Source organism: Loktanella sp. DJP18 (assembly GCF_049310965.1).
Classification (GTDB): Bacteria; Pseudomonadota; Alphaproteobacteria; order Rhodobacterales; family Rhodobacteraceae; genus Loktanella.
In genome coordinates, this window is the sequence record NZ_JBMERN010000006.1 from 11,842 (window position 1) to 26,480 (window position 14,639).

General features: G+C 66.8%; 13 protein-coding genes. 1 reads left to right on the top strand and 12 read right to left on the bottom strand.

The window, feature by feature from the left end:
* Nucleotides 1–59 precede the first annotated feature (59 nt).
* Complete coding sequence (locus tag ACOI1H_RS02865) at nt 60–1,430, top strand: FAD-binding oxidoreductase (protein ID WP_422435216.1); 1,371 nt, start codon at nt 60–62, stop codon at nt 1,428–1,430.
* Nucleotides 1,431–1,549: 119 nt separating this feature from the next.
* Here ACOI1H_RS02865 and recN read toward each other — a convergent pair whose 3' ends face one another.
* From recN to murG, 12 genes are all read right to left on the bottom strand, one after another.
* Nucleotides 1,550–3,208: a DNA repair protein RecN gene (gene recN / locus ACOI1H_RS02870; RefSeq protein WP_422435217.1), complete on the bottom strand. Its 1,659-nt coding sequence runs from the start codon at nt 3,206–3,208 to the stop codon at nt 1,550–1,552.
* A gap of 34 nt (nt 3,209–3,242) precedes the next feature.
* The gene (locus ACOI1H_RS02875; protein WP_422435218.1) at nt 3,243–4,091 is read right to left on the bottom strand and encodes an outer membrane protein assembly factor BamD; all 849 of its coding nucleotides are present in this window, start codon (nt 4,089–4,091) and stop codon (nt 3,243–3,245) included.
* 135 nt (nt 4,092–4,226) lie between these two features.
* Complete coding sequence (gene lpxC, locus ACOI1H_RS02880; RefSeq protein WP_422435219.1) at nt 4,227–5,144, bottom strand: UDP-3-O-acyl-N-acetylglucosamine deacetylase; 918 nt, start codon at nt 5,142–5,144, stop codon at nt 4,227–4,229.
* Nucleotides 5,145–5,339: 195 nt separating this feature from the next.
* Entirely contained in the window at nt 5,340–7,031 is a 1,692-nt protein-coding gene (ftsZ, locus tag ACOI1H_RS02885; protein WP_422435220.1) for a cell division protein FtsZ, read from the bottom strand.
* Nucleotides 7,032–7,454: 423 nt separating this feature from the next.
* A complete protein-coding gene (gene ftsA / locus ACOI1H_RS02890) occupies nt 7,455–8,789 on the bottom strand; it encodes a cell division protein FtsA (RefSeq protein ID WP_422435221.1) in 1,335 nt (444 codons plus the stop codon).
* A complete protein-coding gene (locus tag ACOI1H_RS02895) occupies nt 8,789–9,694 on the bottom strand; it encodes a cell division protein FtsQ/DivIB (RefSeq protein WP_422435222.1) in 906 nt (301 codons plus the stop codon). Before ACOI1H_RS02895 ends, ftsA begins: the two co-directional genes overlap by 1 nt.
* Nucleotides 9,682–10,602 carry a D-alanine--D-alanine ligase gene (locus tag ACOI1H_RS02900; protein WP_422435281.1) on the bottom strand — a complete coding sequence of 307 codons (921 nt, stop codon included), beginning with the start codon at nt 10,600–10,602 and terminating at the stop codon, nt 9,682–9,684. Before ACOI1H_RS02900 ends, ACOI1H_RS02895 begins: the two co-directional genes overlap by 13 nt.
* Before the next feature lie 73 nt (nt 10,603–10,675).
* Nucleotides 10,676–11,611 (bottom strand): UDP-N-acetylmuramate dehydrogenase, encoded by a 936-nt coding sequence (gene murB, locus ACOI1H_RS02905; protein WP_422435223.1) that lies wholly within the window; start codon nt 11,609–11,611, stop codon nt 10,676–10,678.
* Nucleotides 11,608–11,868 carry a DUF2484 family protein gene (locus ACOI1H_RS02910; protein WP_422435224.1) on the bottom strand — a complete coding sequence of 87 codons (261 nt, stop codon included), beginning with the start codon at nt 11,866–11,868 and terminating at the stop codon, nt 11,608–11,610. The genes murB and ACOI1H_RS02910 overlap by 4 nt, the downstream gene beginning before the upstream one ends.
* Nucleotides 11,865–12,131 (bottom strand): DUF2484 family protein, encoded by a 267-nt coding sequence (locus tag ACOI1H_RS02915; RefSeq protein ID WP_422435225.1) that lies wholly within the window; start codon nt 12,129–12,131, stop codon nt 11,865–11,867. The genes ACOI1H_RS02910 and ACOI1H_RS02915 overlap by 4 nt, the downstream gene beginning before the upstream one ends.
* Nucleotides 12,128–13,543 carry a UDP-N-acetylmuramate--L-alanine ligase gene (gene murC, locus ACOI1H_RS02920; protein WP_422435226.1) on the bottom strand — a complete coding sequence of 472 codons (1,416 nt, stop codon included), beginning with the start codon at nt 13,541–13,543 and terminating at the stop codon, nt 12,128–12,130. Before murC ends, ACOI1H_RS02915 begins: the two co-directional genes overlap by 4 nt.
* Nucleotides 13,543–14,631: an undecaprenyldiphospho-muramoylpentapeptide beta-N-acetylglucosaminyltransferase gene (murG, locus tag ACOI1H_RS02925; RefSeq protein ID WP_422435227.1), complete on the bottom strand. Its 1,089-nt coding sequence runs from the start codon at nt 14,629–14,631 to the stop codon at nt 13,543–13,545. Before murG ends, murC begins: the two co-directional genes overlap by 1 nt.
* Between the last annotated feature and the right edge of the window lie 8 nt (nt 14,632–14,639).

A 14,639-nucleotide genomic window follows, 5' to 3' on the forward strand; every position in this document is an offset into this window, starting at 1 on the left:
CTGGTTCGCCCTGCCGCGACCCGCTAGGCTGGGGTGGACACGCCAGGGGGGCACAGGCCATGACGATCCAGACCGCCATCGACGCACTTGCGACACTTCTAGGCGATGGGCTGACGCGGTCCAAGTCCGATCTAGACCTGCATGGCCGGTCGGAAAGCCACTTTCTCGATTGCCCGCCGGATGCCGTCGCCTATCCGGTCGACACGGCGCAGGTCGCGGCCATCGTGCAGAACTGCGCGGATCACGCCTGTCCTTTGATCGCCTGGGGAACGGGCACATCGTTGGAAGGGCACAGCCTGGCCGTGAACGGCGGCGTCGTGGTGGACCTGTCCCGCATGAACCGCCTGCTGGCCGTGAACGCCGCCGACATGGACTGCGTTGTAGAGCCCGGATTGACCCGCGTGGCGCTGAACACCGCATTGCGCCATACGGGGCTGTTCTTTCCCGTCGATCCCGGTGCCGACGCGAGCCTTGGCGGCATGGCCTCGACCCGCGCCTCCGGTACCACGGCGGTGCGGTATGGCACGATGCGCGACAATGTCATGGCGCTGGAGGTCGTGCTGGCGGATGGCCGCATCATCCGCACCGGCAGCCGCGCGCGCAAGTCGAGCGCGGGCTACGACCTGACCGGGCTCTTCGTCGGCGCGGAAGGCACACTCGGCATCATCACCGAATTGACGTTGCGCCTGCGCGGCCAGCCGATGGCCGTGGCGGCGGCGATCTGCGCCTTTCCCGACGTGGAAAGCGCTGTCGCTGCCGTGACCGCGACCATCCAGATGGGCGTGGCCGTGGCGCGGATCGAATTGCTCGACACCGCCTCTGTCGCCGCCGTGAACGCCCATTCCGGCATGAGCTTTGCCGTGCAACCGCATCTGTTGCTTGAATTTCACGGCTCCGATGCGGGCGTGGAGGAAGACGCCGCGACCTTCGGCGAGATTGCGGCTGACCACGGCGGCACGGGCTTTGCGCGCGCCACCCAGACCGAGGACCGCAACCGCCTGTGGAAGATGCGCCACGATGCCTATTACGCCATTCTGGCCAGCAAACCCGGCCACCGCGCCATCGTGACGGACGTCTGCGTCCCCGTATCGCGCCTGGCCGAGGCGGTCGCGGAGACGCAGGACGACATCGCCGCCAGCAGCATCACCGGCCCGATCCTGGGACATGTCGGCGACGGTAATTTTCATGCGATCCTGCTGATCGACCCTGCGTCGGCGGCAGACCGGACAGCGGCAGAGGGCCTGTCCCACCGTATGGCCTTGCGCGCCCTGCGGTTGGGCGGCACCTGCACCGGCGAACATGGCGTCGGCATGGGCAAGCTGGGGTACATGGCGCAGGAACATGGGACGGCGTGGGACGTGATGGGATCGCTGAAGGCGGCGCTCGATCCGGCGGGGATCATGAACCCCGGCAAGGTGGTGCGAGGCTGAACGGCAGGCCGATGTGAGAGGCCGTGTGCCGCCGCCTGCGGCGCCGGCGCCTCTGGCAGGAGTTTAACCGGCCAGATGAACGGCGGATGCCGCGCGCCATGGCGGCGACGGCGCGTCGGTCAACCGGTGGCGGGCATCAGCGCACGGGCGGCGGCGCGGGCGGCGTCGGTGATCTGGTCGCCGGACAGCATCCGGGCGATCTCGTCCACGCGCGCCTCGGCGTCGAGGGGGATGACGGTCGAGGTCGTCGCGTCCGCGGTCTGCAGCTTTTCCACCCGCCAGTGATGTGCACCAAGGGCCGCGACCTGCGGCGAGTGGGTGACGACCAGCACCTGCCCCCCGGCGGCCAGTGCAGCCAGACGGCGGCCCACCGCATCGGCGGTGGCTCCGCCGACGCCGCGGTCGATCTCGTCGAAGATCATCGTCACACCGCCCTGCCCGGCCTGTGACAGGCAGACCTTCAGCGCCAGCAGGAACCGCGAGAGTTCGCCGCCCGACGCGATCTTGTTCAGCGGGCCCGGCGATGCGCCGGGGTTCGTTGCAACGGTGAACGACACCTCGTCGCGGCCATCGGGTCCGGCGGTGCCGGGTGTGACGACTGTCGCGAAGACCGCGCGTTCCATCTTGAGCGGGGCCAGTTCCGCAGCCATCGCAGCGTCGAGCGCTGTGGCAGCGGCCGTGCGCGCCGCAGTCAGCGCGTCTGCTGCAGCATGATAGGCCGCAAGAGCAGCCTGTTCGGCGGTCTGCAAATCGGCCAATCCGCGTTCGGAATTGTCCAGCAGGGCCAGACGGTCCCGCAGGTCGTCGGCGAAGGGGCCAAGGTCGTCGGCCAGCACGTTGTGTTTACGCGCCAGACCCCGGATCGCGAACAGGCGTTCTTCGGCCTGCTCCAGCGCAAAAGGGTCGAAGGTCAGCGCGTCCAGCGCATCCTCGACTCCGCGCTGGGCGGCGTCGAGTTCCAGCATCGCGCGCTCGATGGCAACCAGTGGTGCGTCTAGACGGCCTTCGGCACGCTCGGCCACGCCGCCCAGCCAGCGCACGGCGTCCGACATCTGACCTTCGGCGCCCTGCATCCCCAACGCCTCGCCCGCGCGGGCGATGTCGGTCTTGATCTTCTCGGCGGCCTGCATCGTGCGGCGGGCGGCGTCGAGCGACGCCTCCTCGCCCGCCTCGGGCATGATCGCGTCGAGTTCCGCGACCGCGTGGCGCAGATAGTCTTCTTCTTGCCGGACCTCGGCCACACGCGCCTCTGCGGCGTAAAGCGCCTTGCGGGCACGGCCCAGATCGGACCACGACGCGCGCGCCCGCGTGATCTGCGGCGCGAGGCCGGCGTAGGTGTCCAGCATGTCGCGGTGGCCGCGCGGGTTCAGCAGGCCCCGGTCGTCGTGCTGGCCGTGCAGTTCGACCAGCGTGTCGGACAGTGCGCGCAGGACTTCGCCGGACACCCGGCGGTCGTTGACCCAGGCGGTCTTGCGCCCGTCGCGGCCGTTCACGCGGCGCAGGATCAGCGTATCGTCGACTGGCAGGCCAGCATCCTGCAGCACGGCGCGGGCGGCGTGACCTTCGGGCAGGTCGAATTCCGCCATGACCTCGCCTTGATCGGCCCCCTGCCGCACCAGTTCAGCGCGGCCGCGCCAGCCCAGCACGAACCCGAGGGAGTCGAGCAGGATCGACTTGCCCGCACCGGTTTCACCCGTCAGCACGTTCAGCCCCGGCTGAAAGCCGAGGGCCAGCCGGTCGATGATCAGCATGTCGTGAATCTCGAGCGCGCGCAGCATCAGTGCATCCGTTGAGAGGGGGTGCCGCCCGTGTCTACAGCCATTCGCCGCGCACGACCTGCCGGTAGATCGACGCAAGCCAGTTGTCGCCTTGTGCCTGCATCTGCAAGCCACGGCCCGTCAGCAGGGCATAGCTGTCCTGATACCACTCCGTCGCCGGATAATTGACGCCGAGGATCGCGCCGGCGGTCTGCGCCTCGTCCGTCAGACCAAGCGACAGATAGCTTTCGACCAGCCGGTGCAGCGCCTCCGGCGTCTGCTTGGTTGTCTGGAACTGTTCGACTACGACGCGGAACCGGTTCACGGCGGCGGCATAATTCTTGCGCTTGAGGTAGTAGCGACCGACCTCCATCTCTTTCGCGGCAAGGTGGTCGAAGGCGAGGTCGAACTTCAGCACCGAGGCACCGGCATAGGGGCTTTCGGGATATTGCTCGATCACGGTGCGCAGGGACTGCAGGGCCTGAAAGGTCAGGCCCTGATCGCGGCCCACGTCATCGATCTGGTCATAGTAGGACAGCGCCAGCAGATACTGGGCGTAGGCCGTATCGTCCGTGTCTGGGTAGAAATCGATATAGCGCTGCGCCGCGGCCCGGCTGTTCGGATAGTCGCGGTCCTTGTGATAGGCGTAGGCCTGCATGATGAGCGCGCGCTGGCCCCATTCGGAATAGGGATACAGACGCTCTATCTCTCCGAACAGGAAGGCGGCATCGCCCGGATCGCCGGTCTCGACCTCAGCTTCGCCACGGGCGTAGATCTCGGCGGCGGTGAAATCGTCCATTGCGGCGGGAACGCGCGATGCACCGCTGCACCCGGCCAGCAACGCGATCGCCAAGGCCAGCCCCAAGCGTGCCCGCGCACCCGTGCCGATCAAGCTGCCTGACATGCTTCGTCCCCGCAAATTCTGCCCGATGGGGACGTATCGCCCCCGGTTGTCGGCTGGTCTAGCAGAAAACAAACGAGGGCAAAATGCCTTTTGACCGTCCGTGCCGAGATGTGAGCCAATCGGAGCGTCCGCGCCTCAGGCGACGGCGTGCAGGTCGGCCGTGGAAACCCCAACACCGGGCAGACGCGCGGCGATCTGAGCGTCACAGGTGACCAGACGCCAGCGATCGGGCTGATCGAACAGCGCGTGCAGCAAGGCATTCGTCAGGTTGTGACCCGCCTTGTGGCCGGTATAGCGGCCAAGGATCGGACGCCCAGCCGTATAAAGGTCGCCGAGCGCGTCCAGCATCTTGTGGCGCACGGCCTCGTCGGCGTGGCGCAGGCCGCCGGGCGTCAGGACGTCAGCCCCGTCCACCACCACGGCATTGTCAAGCGACCCGCCAAGCGCCAGGCCATGTGCCCGCATCGCCGCGACGTCCGCGTTGCGGCAGAAGGTCCGGCTGTCGCACAACTCGCGCACGAAGCTGCCATTGGCCATGTTCAACATCTTGCGCTGGTGCCCGATCGCGGCGTCGGGAAAGTCGATCTCGAAGTCGATCTGAAGGCTCGTGGCCGGGCGCAGCGAGGCCCAGGCATCACCTTGGCTAACGCGCACCTCGTCCAGAATCTCAATGGCTGTCAGGGGTGCGGGCATCCGCGTCAGGCCGGTCGCCACGATCCCCCGCACGAAGGCGGCGGCGCTGCCATCCATGATCGGAACCTCGGGGCCGTCGATGTCGACGAACGCGTTGTGAACACCGCAGCCCGACAGCGCCGCCATCAGGTGTTCGATGGTCGAGACGCTGACATCACCCTGCGTCAGTCGGGTGTTGAGCGGCGAGACTTCGACATTGTGCCAAAGCGCCGGCAGATGCACGCCTCGCCCGGCCGCATCGGTCCGCCGAAAGACCACGCCGGTCCCAGCGGGGGCCGGACGCAACGTCAGCCGAGCGGGCCTGCCGGAATGCAGACCACGGCCGTCGAAGGTCAGAGCGGATCGCAGCGTGGTTTGCATGGCGTGGCAATACCTTGGAGTAAAACTGGTTTCGGTCTCGCATGGTTAACCCTCCAGATAGGAGAGCCGGCCGTAAGCTGCAATTCACACATTGCAACACACTGAAACATCCGTTTGCAGGCGCAGCAAGTCCTTGTCATGAAACGCAAAAGGCCACCCCTTTCGGGGCGGCCTCTGGTTGTCGTGTCGTGTGGTTCAGTTCGCCTGACGGCGCAGGAAGGCGGGAATCTCGATCCGCTCCTGATCCGGGTCGACGTCATGATCGGCACGTGGCTGGTCGCGCAGGGCGCTGACCTGGGGTTGCTGGCGCGGGGCCTGCGATGGTGAAGCCTGCGCCTCGCCTTGTCCCGTCATGCGGTTGATCAGGGAGTTGATGCCAAAACGCGGCTTGTCGGCCTCGGCCTGACGCGGGTCGGCACCACGGGTCGCGGCCGGGGCGGCAGACGATTTGGGCTGGCGGTTCACCGCCGCCTGAAGACGGGCCATCGCCTCTGGGGTGGGCTGACCGGGCTGCGATGCACGCGGAGCCACAAAGGACTCTGCGGCCTCGATCTCTGGCTCGGGCCGCGGACGATAGGCCGGTGGCGGCAGTGCATCGTCGGATGCAGCGTCATGGCTGTCGGCGTAATCGTCCTGCATGGGCTGACGGTCGTCCATGCTTTCGAATAGCGACCGCTCCTCGGCGCGGGGGGCCGGGGCGGCCTGACGGGCCGCAGTGGGCGCGCGCTCCTCGTAACGCGGGGCGGGCGCACGCTCTTCACGGGCAGCAGGCGCATAGTCGTCGCGGGCGGCGGGCTGTTCGCGCACCTCGCGCTGGGGCGCGCGGGCAGGCTCGACGGCACGCGGCGCAGGCTCCGGGTTGCGGATCGGCTGGGACATGGACATCGACCGACGCGGGATCGGCATGTCATCGGAGCGGGCGCGGGCATCGATGCCGGTGGCGACGACGCTGACGCGCATCTTGCCTTCCATGCTGGTGTCCAGGGTGGAACCGACGATGATGTTCGCCTCGGGGTCCACCTTTTCGCGGATCTCGTTCGCGGCCTCGTCCAGCTCGAACAGGGTCAGGTCGTAGCCGCCGGTGATGTTGATCAGCACGCCGCGCGCGCCGTTCAGGCTGATTTCGTCCAGCAGCGGGTTCGCGATGGCCTTTTGCGCGGCTTCCTTGGCGCGGTTCTCGCCCTCGGCTTCGCCGGTGCCCATCATGGCCTTGCCCATCTCGTCCATCACGGCGCGCACGTCCGCAAAGTCGAGGTTGATGAGGCCCGGACGCACCATCAGGTCGGTCACGCCCTTGACGCCCTGATACAGCACATCGTCGGCCAGCGCGAAGGCTTCGGTGAAGGTGGTGTTCTCGGTCGCCAGACGGAAAAGGTTCTGGTTGGGAATGATGATCAGCGTATCGACGACCTTCTGCAGGGCCTCGACGCCCTCTTCGGCCTGCTTCATCCGCTTGTTGCCTTCGAACTGGAAGGGCTTGGTCACGACGCCGACGGTCAGCACGCCCAATTCACGCGCGGCCTGCGCGATGATCGGTGCGGCCCCGGTGCCGGTGCCGCCGCCCATACCGGCGGTGATGAAACACATGTGCGCGCCCGCAAGCTGGTCGACGATCTGCTCGATGCTTTCCTCGGCGGCGGCGGCACCCACGGTTGCGCGGGCACCAGCCCCCAGACCTTCGGTGACCTTCACGCCCATCTGGATCTTTGAGGAGGACTTGGATTGCTGCAACGCCTGCGCGTCCGTGTTCGCCACGACGAATTCAACCCCGTCCAGCTCCTTCTCGATCATGTTGTTGACCGCATTGCCGCCAGCACCACCGACGCCGAAGACGGTAATGCGAGGCTTGAGGTCGTCGTGACCCGGAAGGGAGAGGTTCAATGTCATACTCAGTCCGCCTGTCTGTGTGAGGGGCCCGTCCCACCGGGCAATATACGCGTATTTGGGCTGATATTAACGTCTGCTTCCGGTTTCGTCACCCGGAAATCACGCCGTGTCCACAAAATATGGTAGCGATGACGCGTTTCTCGGTGGTATTTCGCCTAAGTCACTACATTTGGTGGTCCTGCGGGCGCACAAGGCAGTCATGCCGGTCGAAGCGAAAAGGCCCCAACGGCGCAGCAACGCTCGGATTCAATCTCTACGTGTCTGGGGTGCCTGCCCGGCCTCCCGCCATGATGGTCGTCCGGCCTCTCACGGGCCTTCAGACAACCATAGCAGGTCCGATTCGCGGCGTCATGCGGAAATTTGCGGTCCCGGACCTGCAAAATGGGGGCCAATCAGGGCCCTATTCGTCGTGTCGACAGAGATCTACCAGTTGTCCTTGAACCACTTCACAGCGCGTTTCAGGGACCGGGCCGGATAGGTCTCGGCGGGAATGTCGAAGTCCCACCATTCGTCCTGCGGATGCGCCGCGAACAGCGCGCAGCCCACGGCCCCCGAAAAGGCCGGGCCTGTCGCCGCCTGCGGCAGACCCTGCACGCGCAGGGGCCGTCCCAGTCGGACCTGTTGGCCCAGGATCTTGGCCGCAAGCCCGTCAAGGCCGGGGATCTGGCTGCCGCCCCCTGTCAGCACGATCTGCTGGCTGGGCAGGTATTCGAACCCGGCGGCGTCCAGACGGGCGCGCACTTCCTCGAGGATCTCCTCGATCCGGGGGCGCATGATCCCGATCAGTTCGGCGCGGCTGACCGTGCGACGGTCGCGCTCCCAATCCCCCGTATCGCCGCCGATCTCGATCATCTCGCGGTCGTCCATGCCGGTGGCGACGACGCCGCCGTAAAAGGTCTTGATCCGCTCGGCCACCTGCATCGGTACCTGAAGGCCCATGCTGATGTCGCCGGTCACGTGATCGCCGCCCATCCGCACCGCGTCAGAATAGATCATGTGCTTCTTCATGAAGACAGAGATGCCCGTCGTGCCGCCGCCCAGATCGACGCAGGCGGCACCCAGTTCCTGCTCGTCCTCCACCAGGCTCGACACGCCGGCGACATAGGCGGACGACGCCAGCCCCGCCAGTTCCAGATCGCAGCGCTTGATGCAGAAGAACACGTTGCGGATTGCGGTCGCATCCACTGTCAACAGGTGCAGGTCGGTCGCAAGCCGACTGCCGGCCTGCCCGCGCGGGTCGGCCATGCCGCTGCGGCGGTCCAGCGCGAAATTCACCGGATGCGCGTGCAGCACGTCGCGGTCGTGACCGAAATCAGGCACTTCGCAGGATGCCAGAACACGGCCGATGTCGCCTTCGGTCACGATGCCCGTCTCGATGTCCACTGCGCCATCAAGGCCGTAGGACCGGGGCCGCGCGCCGCTGAAGCAGACGATGACGTGGTCCACGCGGACCTCTGCCATCTTCTGCGCGGCCTGCACGGCGGTGCGGATCGCACGTTCGGTTTCCTGCATCGCGTCGATCTCGCCAAAGCGGACGCCGCGGGACCGGGTGGTCGCGGCACCGATCACGCGGAACTGCGACTGCCCCGCCAGCGCGCCGATACCGTCGACCTGCGCCAGACGGCCGGGGCCGTCAAAGCGCAGCACGAGGCAAGCGATCTTCGACGTGCCGATGTCCAGGATGGCGATCACGCCGCGCTGCATCGCCGCACGGCGCACGTTGCGCATGGCCCGCTGGGTTTCGTAAAGGTCACGCATCAGTTGTTCGCCCCTGTCGATACGGCGTTGCGTGTCGCCGCAACTGCCTCTTTCTGTAACCTGACCGTCGGTCGGCCCGGATTGCGCATGTCCACCAGCAGCACGTCCCGCGCCAGCAGGTCCTTCGTTTCCTGCAGCTGGATCACGCGCTCCAGCGCCGCCACCGGATCGGCCGTCGGTAGCTGGATGCGCTGTCCGCGATCCAGCACCATGTCCCAGCGCCGCTCTCCGATCCGCACCAGCCCGCGCACACGCGGTGCCACCGGGGCGGCGGTGCGGAACAGGGCCAACGCCTCTGTCAGATTGTCCTTGGCACCCTCGCCCGCGATCAACGGCAGGTCGCGCCGCTCTGCCCGCAGCGCGACGTTGCCGGATGTGACGCCGTTCTCGTCGATCATCTGCAGCCCCTCGGCCGTGCGCCAGACGGCGACCGGCTGGCGCGGCGTGATCCCGATTTCCAGGGCACCCGCGTCGCCGACCCGGACATAGACGTCACTGACCGCATCGAGTGCGGCCACCTTGGCGCGCATGCCCTCCAGATCGAGGTCGAAGGAGGAGACCGGAAATGTCACCGACACAAGCTCTGCCACGACGTCGGCCAGTTCCTCTTCCGCGCCGGTGATGGCGAGTTCGGTGACCATGAATTCCGGCCGGTTCTGGATCGCGGCCTTGATTTGATCGTACCGGCCGACGATCAAGGCGCGGTTGGCGTCGTTCGCAGACCAGGCGGTCCCGATCAATCCGACGATCAGCGCCGGCACGCCAAGGCGCAGGCCCGTTCGCACGCCCGGCGTCAGCATCCAGCGTTGCCAGCGATAGCCCCATTTGCTGGGGGCAGGATCGCGCACCGGGCGCAGGCGGGCGGCGTTGCGGGGGCCGTTCCGGGGCGCGGTCATCGTCCGCATGATGCGTCCTCCACCAGCCAGCGGCACAGCTTGCCAAAGGGGATGCCGACCGTCTCGGCCTGTTCCGGCGACAGCGATGTCGGCGTCATGCCGGGCTGCGTGTTGGTTTCCAGCAGGATCAGTCCGGCCAGGCCGCGCGTCTCGTCCCAGCGGAAATCCGTACGGCTGATGCCCCGGCATCCCAGAGCGTCGTGTGCGCGCCGGGCGTAGTCCATGCAGGCCTCGAAGATGTCGGCGGGAATGTCGGCCGGCACCACGTGCCGCGATCCGCCGGGCTTGTATTTCGCATCATAGTCATACCAGCCGTCGGTCAGGATATCCGTCACCGTCAACGCCCGGTCGCCCATGACGGTGACCGTCATCTCTCGCCCGGCGGCATACGCCTCGACCATCACCTGATCGGGCATGTCGTCGGAGAGTTGCGGCGGGCCGTTGGCGTTGTCGTGGACAAGGTAGATGCCGACGCTCGATCCTTCGTTGTTCGGCTTCACGACGTAGGGCGGCTGCATCACATGCCGGCTGCGCACGTCGGCGGCGGCGGCGATCACGCTGCCCACGACCGGCAGACCCGCAGCGACATAGGCCGCCTTGGTGCGCTGCTTGTCCAACGCCAGCGCCGAGGCGAGGACGCCCGAATGGGTGTAGGGGATGCGCAGCCATTCCAGCAGGCCCTGCACGCAGCCATCCTCGCCCCAGCGGCCATGCAGTGCGTTGAAGACGACATCGGGTGCGATCTCGGCCAGGCGTGCGGGCAGGTCCGCGCCTGCGTCCACCTCGACCACCGCGTATCCTTCGCTCACCAGGGCTTTTGCACATTCGCGACCCGTCGAGAGTGAGACTTCACGCTCTGCGGACGGTCCGCCCATCAATACAACAACCTTGGGATGTGTCCCGCTCGACATGCCCAACCGCCTCAACCGCGAACCTTTGTGGCCCGTCTGTCATTATGCGCCACCTGTCCGTGGCACCCCCTTTCGGGGATCATTCGTGGTCATTGCGGGGCGCGCGTTCGCCTACCCGCATGATTTCCCACTCTAGCGTTATGTTTGACTTATCGTAAACCGCTTTCCGCACAATTTCGCCCAAATCTTCCAGATCGGCCGCGGTGGCACTGCCGGCGTTGGTCAGGAAGTTGGCGTGCATCGGGTTCATGACGGCACCACCCAAAGTGGCACCCCGCATCCCCGCATCCTCGATCACCTTCCAGGCCTTCAAGTCGTGGGTGTCATCGGCCAGCCCGGTGCTGGAATGTCCCACCGGATTGCGAAAGGTGCTGCCTGCCGTGCGATCCTTTGTCGGTTGTGTCTGGTCGCGTTTCGCCAGTTGGTCGGCCATGCGCTGCGCCAGTGCTTCGGGATCACCCGCCTGCCCTTGCAGCACGGCCTCGACCAGAACCGCGCCCTCGGGCAAGGTGCTGGACCGATAGGCAAAGGCCAGATCGTCGGCGGTGAGCGTCACGAGAGAACCATCGCGCAGCACCGCCTGCGCCGACTGGAACACGTCCGCGGCGTAGGCACCGTAACACCCCGCGTTCATCCGCACCGCCCCGCCGATGCTGCCGGGGATGGTGCGCAGAAAGGTCAGGTCCACCCCCGCCTCGGCACTGCGGCGGGCGACATGGGCATCCAGCGCCGCCGCCCCTGCCGTGACGGTCAGCCCATCGACGGCGATTCTGTTGAACCCCCGCCCAAGGCGGATCACGACCCCGCGCACCCCGCCGTCGCGCACGATCAGGTTGCTGCCGACACCCATCGGGAACACCGGAACGGTCGGATCGAGAGCCTTGAGGAATTCCCGCAGATCGTCCACGTCCGCCGGCTGGAACAGCACGTCCGCAGGTCCACCCACCCGCAGCCACGTCAGGTCGGCAAGGGGGCGGTTTTCCGTCAGAGTCCCGCGTACGTCCGGCAGGATCATTCGGCCGGCTCCTGCCGGTTCGTCCCCCGCAGCCAGCGCATCAGATAGATCAACGGCCAGCGCAGCACCGATGCCCCGGCGGCCAGAAACAGCAGGCCGACGACCGGCCCCTGGTTCCACGTCAGCCAGCCCAGCAAGGGGATGCCCAGCGCGATCATGAGATAGGCAAAGCGCCAGTGATGGTCGCGGCTGGGGAACATGGCCTTGAGGTTGGCCACGATCAGCCACAGCAGCGCCAGCAGGACCGGCGCGTTCACTCCAGCAACTCCGGCGGCAGGGCCGGGTTCTGCCCCCGCGCCCGCGCGATCAGGTGTATCAGTGGATTGCGGAACATCGACGCAAAGGCCGCGACCGCCAGTGCCGCCACCAACCAGCCGAAATCATGGCCCAGCCAGAAGATCAGGATCGGGGCCGCCACCAGCAGCGCAATGCCCGGCAGCATCTGGCGCTTCATCGGCAGAAAGGCCGTCACCGTCGCGGCCAGTACCCAGAATGCGGCCAGAAGACCGGACCAGATCATGCGCCCAGCCTGTCGCGCAGCCCGTAGGCCCAGGCCGAAATCGTCCCGGCCCCCAGACAGACGACCATGTCGCCGGGACGGGTCTGTTCCCGCACGAGCCGTTCCAGATCGTCCTCGGAGGCCACAGCGCGCGCGTGCCGGTGACCGTGCCGGATCAGGCCCGCAACCAGCGCGTCGCGATCGGCACCGGGAATGGGCTGTTCGCCCGGGCCGTAGACCTCGGCGATGCCCGCGACATCGGCGTCGTTGAAGCAGGTGCAGAAATCCTCGAAATGGTGGTGCAGACGACTGTAGCGGTGCGGCTGATGCACGGCGATCACCCGGCCCTCGGTTGCCTGGCGGGCGGCCTTCAGCACGGCGGCAATCTCCGTCGGGTGGTGGCCGTAGTCGTCGATGATCGTGACGCCATTCACTTCGCCCACGCGGGTAAAGCGGCGATTGACCCCGCCGAACGCCTTCAGCGCGGCCCTGATCTCGGTCTTCTTCATGCCCAGATGCCGCGCCACGGCGACGGCAGACAGCGCGTTGGAGACGTTGTGATCCCCCGGCATCGGCAGCACGCAGCCTTCGATCACGTCACCCTCGCCTTGAAGCGCCACGTCGAAATGCGCGACACCCTTGACGTACTTCAGATTCACCGCCCGCACGTCCGCCTGCGCGTTGAAGCCGTATGTCACGACACGGCGGTCGGTCACGCGCCCGACCAGCGCCTGCACTTCGGCATTGTCGGTGCAGCAGACGGCCAGTCCGTAGAACGGAATGTTGGACACGAAATCAAGGAAGCCCTGCCGCAGGTTCTCGATCGTGCCCCAATGGTCCATGTGTTCGGGGTCGATGTTGGTCACGACGGCAATCGTTGCGGGCAGCCGGTTGAAGGTGCCGTCGCTCTCGTCGGCTTCCACAACCATCCACTCACCCTGCCCCATCCGTGCGTTCGACCCGTAGGCATGGATGATCCCGCCGTTGATGACCGTCGGATCAAGGCCGCCTTCGTCCAGCAGCGCCGCGACCATCGTGGTCGTCGTCGTCTTGCCGTGGGTGCCGGCGATGGCCACGTTGGATTTCAGGCGCATCAGTTCGGCCAGCATCTCGGCCCGCCGCACGACCGGCAGTCCCTGCGCCCGGGCCGCATCCAGTTCCGGGTTGCCGGTCTTGATCGCGGACGAGATCACGATGACCTGCGCACCTTCCAAATTCTCGGCCTTCTGGCCCACGAAGACCTTTGCGCCCAGACTTTCCAACCGCTCGGTGATCGCGGACGCCTTCAGATCGGACCCCTGCACGGTATATCCGTGATTGATCAGCACCTCGGCGATCCCCGACATGCCGATGCCGCCGATCCCCACGAAATGGATCGCGCCCACGTCCAGCGGCAGTTTCGTCGGTGCCATCATCTTGAAATCCCCGTCCATCAGTCTGCCCCTCTTGCCAGTTGTTCCACCAAGGCGGCCAGCTGCGTCGTAGCGTCCGGTGTCCCGCAGGACAAGGCGGCCCGCGCCATCTGTGCCGCGCCCGTCGGATGCGACAGCACCGTTTCCATCTGTTCCGCCAGGCTTTGCGCGTTGAATTTGCTCTCCGGCATAAGCACGGCGGCCCCCGCATCGACCATCTGCCGCGCATTCGCGGTCTGGTGATCTGCGGCCGCGGCGGCAAAGGGCACCAGGATTGCAGGCCTGCCGATGACGGTCAGGTCCGCGATGGTGCTGGCGCCGGACCGCGCGATGACAAGCTGGGCCTCGGCCAGCAGGGCCGGCATGTCGTCAAAGAAGGTGCGGATATCGGCACTGATGCCCCGCGCGGCATAGTGGGCATTGACCCGGTCAACGTCCTCGGCCCGCGCCTGTTGCAGGACCCGGATGTTGCGGCGCAGATGATCCGGCAGTGCCGCAATCGCCGCCGGCACCACGTCCGACAGGATGCGCGCGCCCTGGCTCCCCCCCACGACCAGCACCGACATCGGGTAATCGCCCGGCGGGATGTAGGGGGCACCGGCCCGGTCCAGGATCGCCTGACGCACCGGATTGCCTACATGCTCGCCCACCACACCATCCGGCAGGGTCGCAGGCCATGTGCCACAGGCGATCAGGTCGACGCGCTTGGCAAAGACGCGGTTGACCCGCCCCAGCACGCCGTTCTGTTCGTGGATCATGCGCGGAATGCGCAACAGCGTCGCCGCCGTCATCGCTGGGACGGCCGGATATCCGCCAAAGCCCACGACGACATCCGGCCTGTCGCGCCGCATCGCCATGACGGCCCGCAAGGCCCCGCCCGCAATCCGCCCCGGCACCGCCAGCCTGGCCAGCGCGCCGCCACGGGCAAAGGTGCCGCTGTCGACCTCGACGATCTCGACCGCATCCGGGAAACCGCCCACATAGCGCGCGCCGCGCGGATCGGTACTCAGCTTCACCCGCCAGCCCCGGCCCAGCATCGCCTCGGCCAGCGCCTGTGCGGGAAACATGTGCCCGCCGGTCCCGCCGGCCGCCATGATCAGCAAGGGCATGACATCCC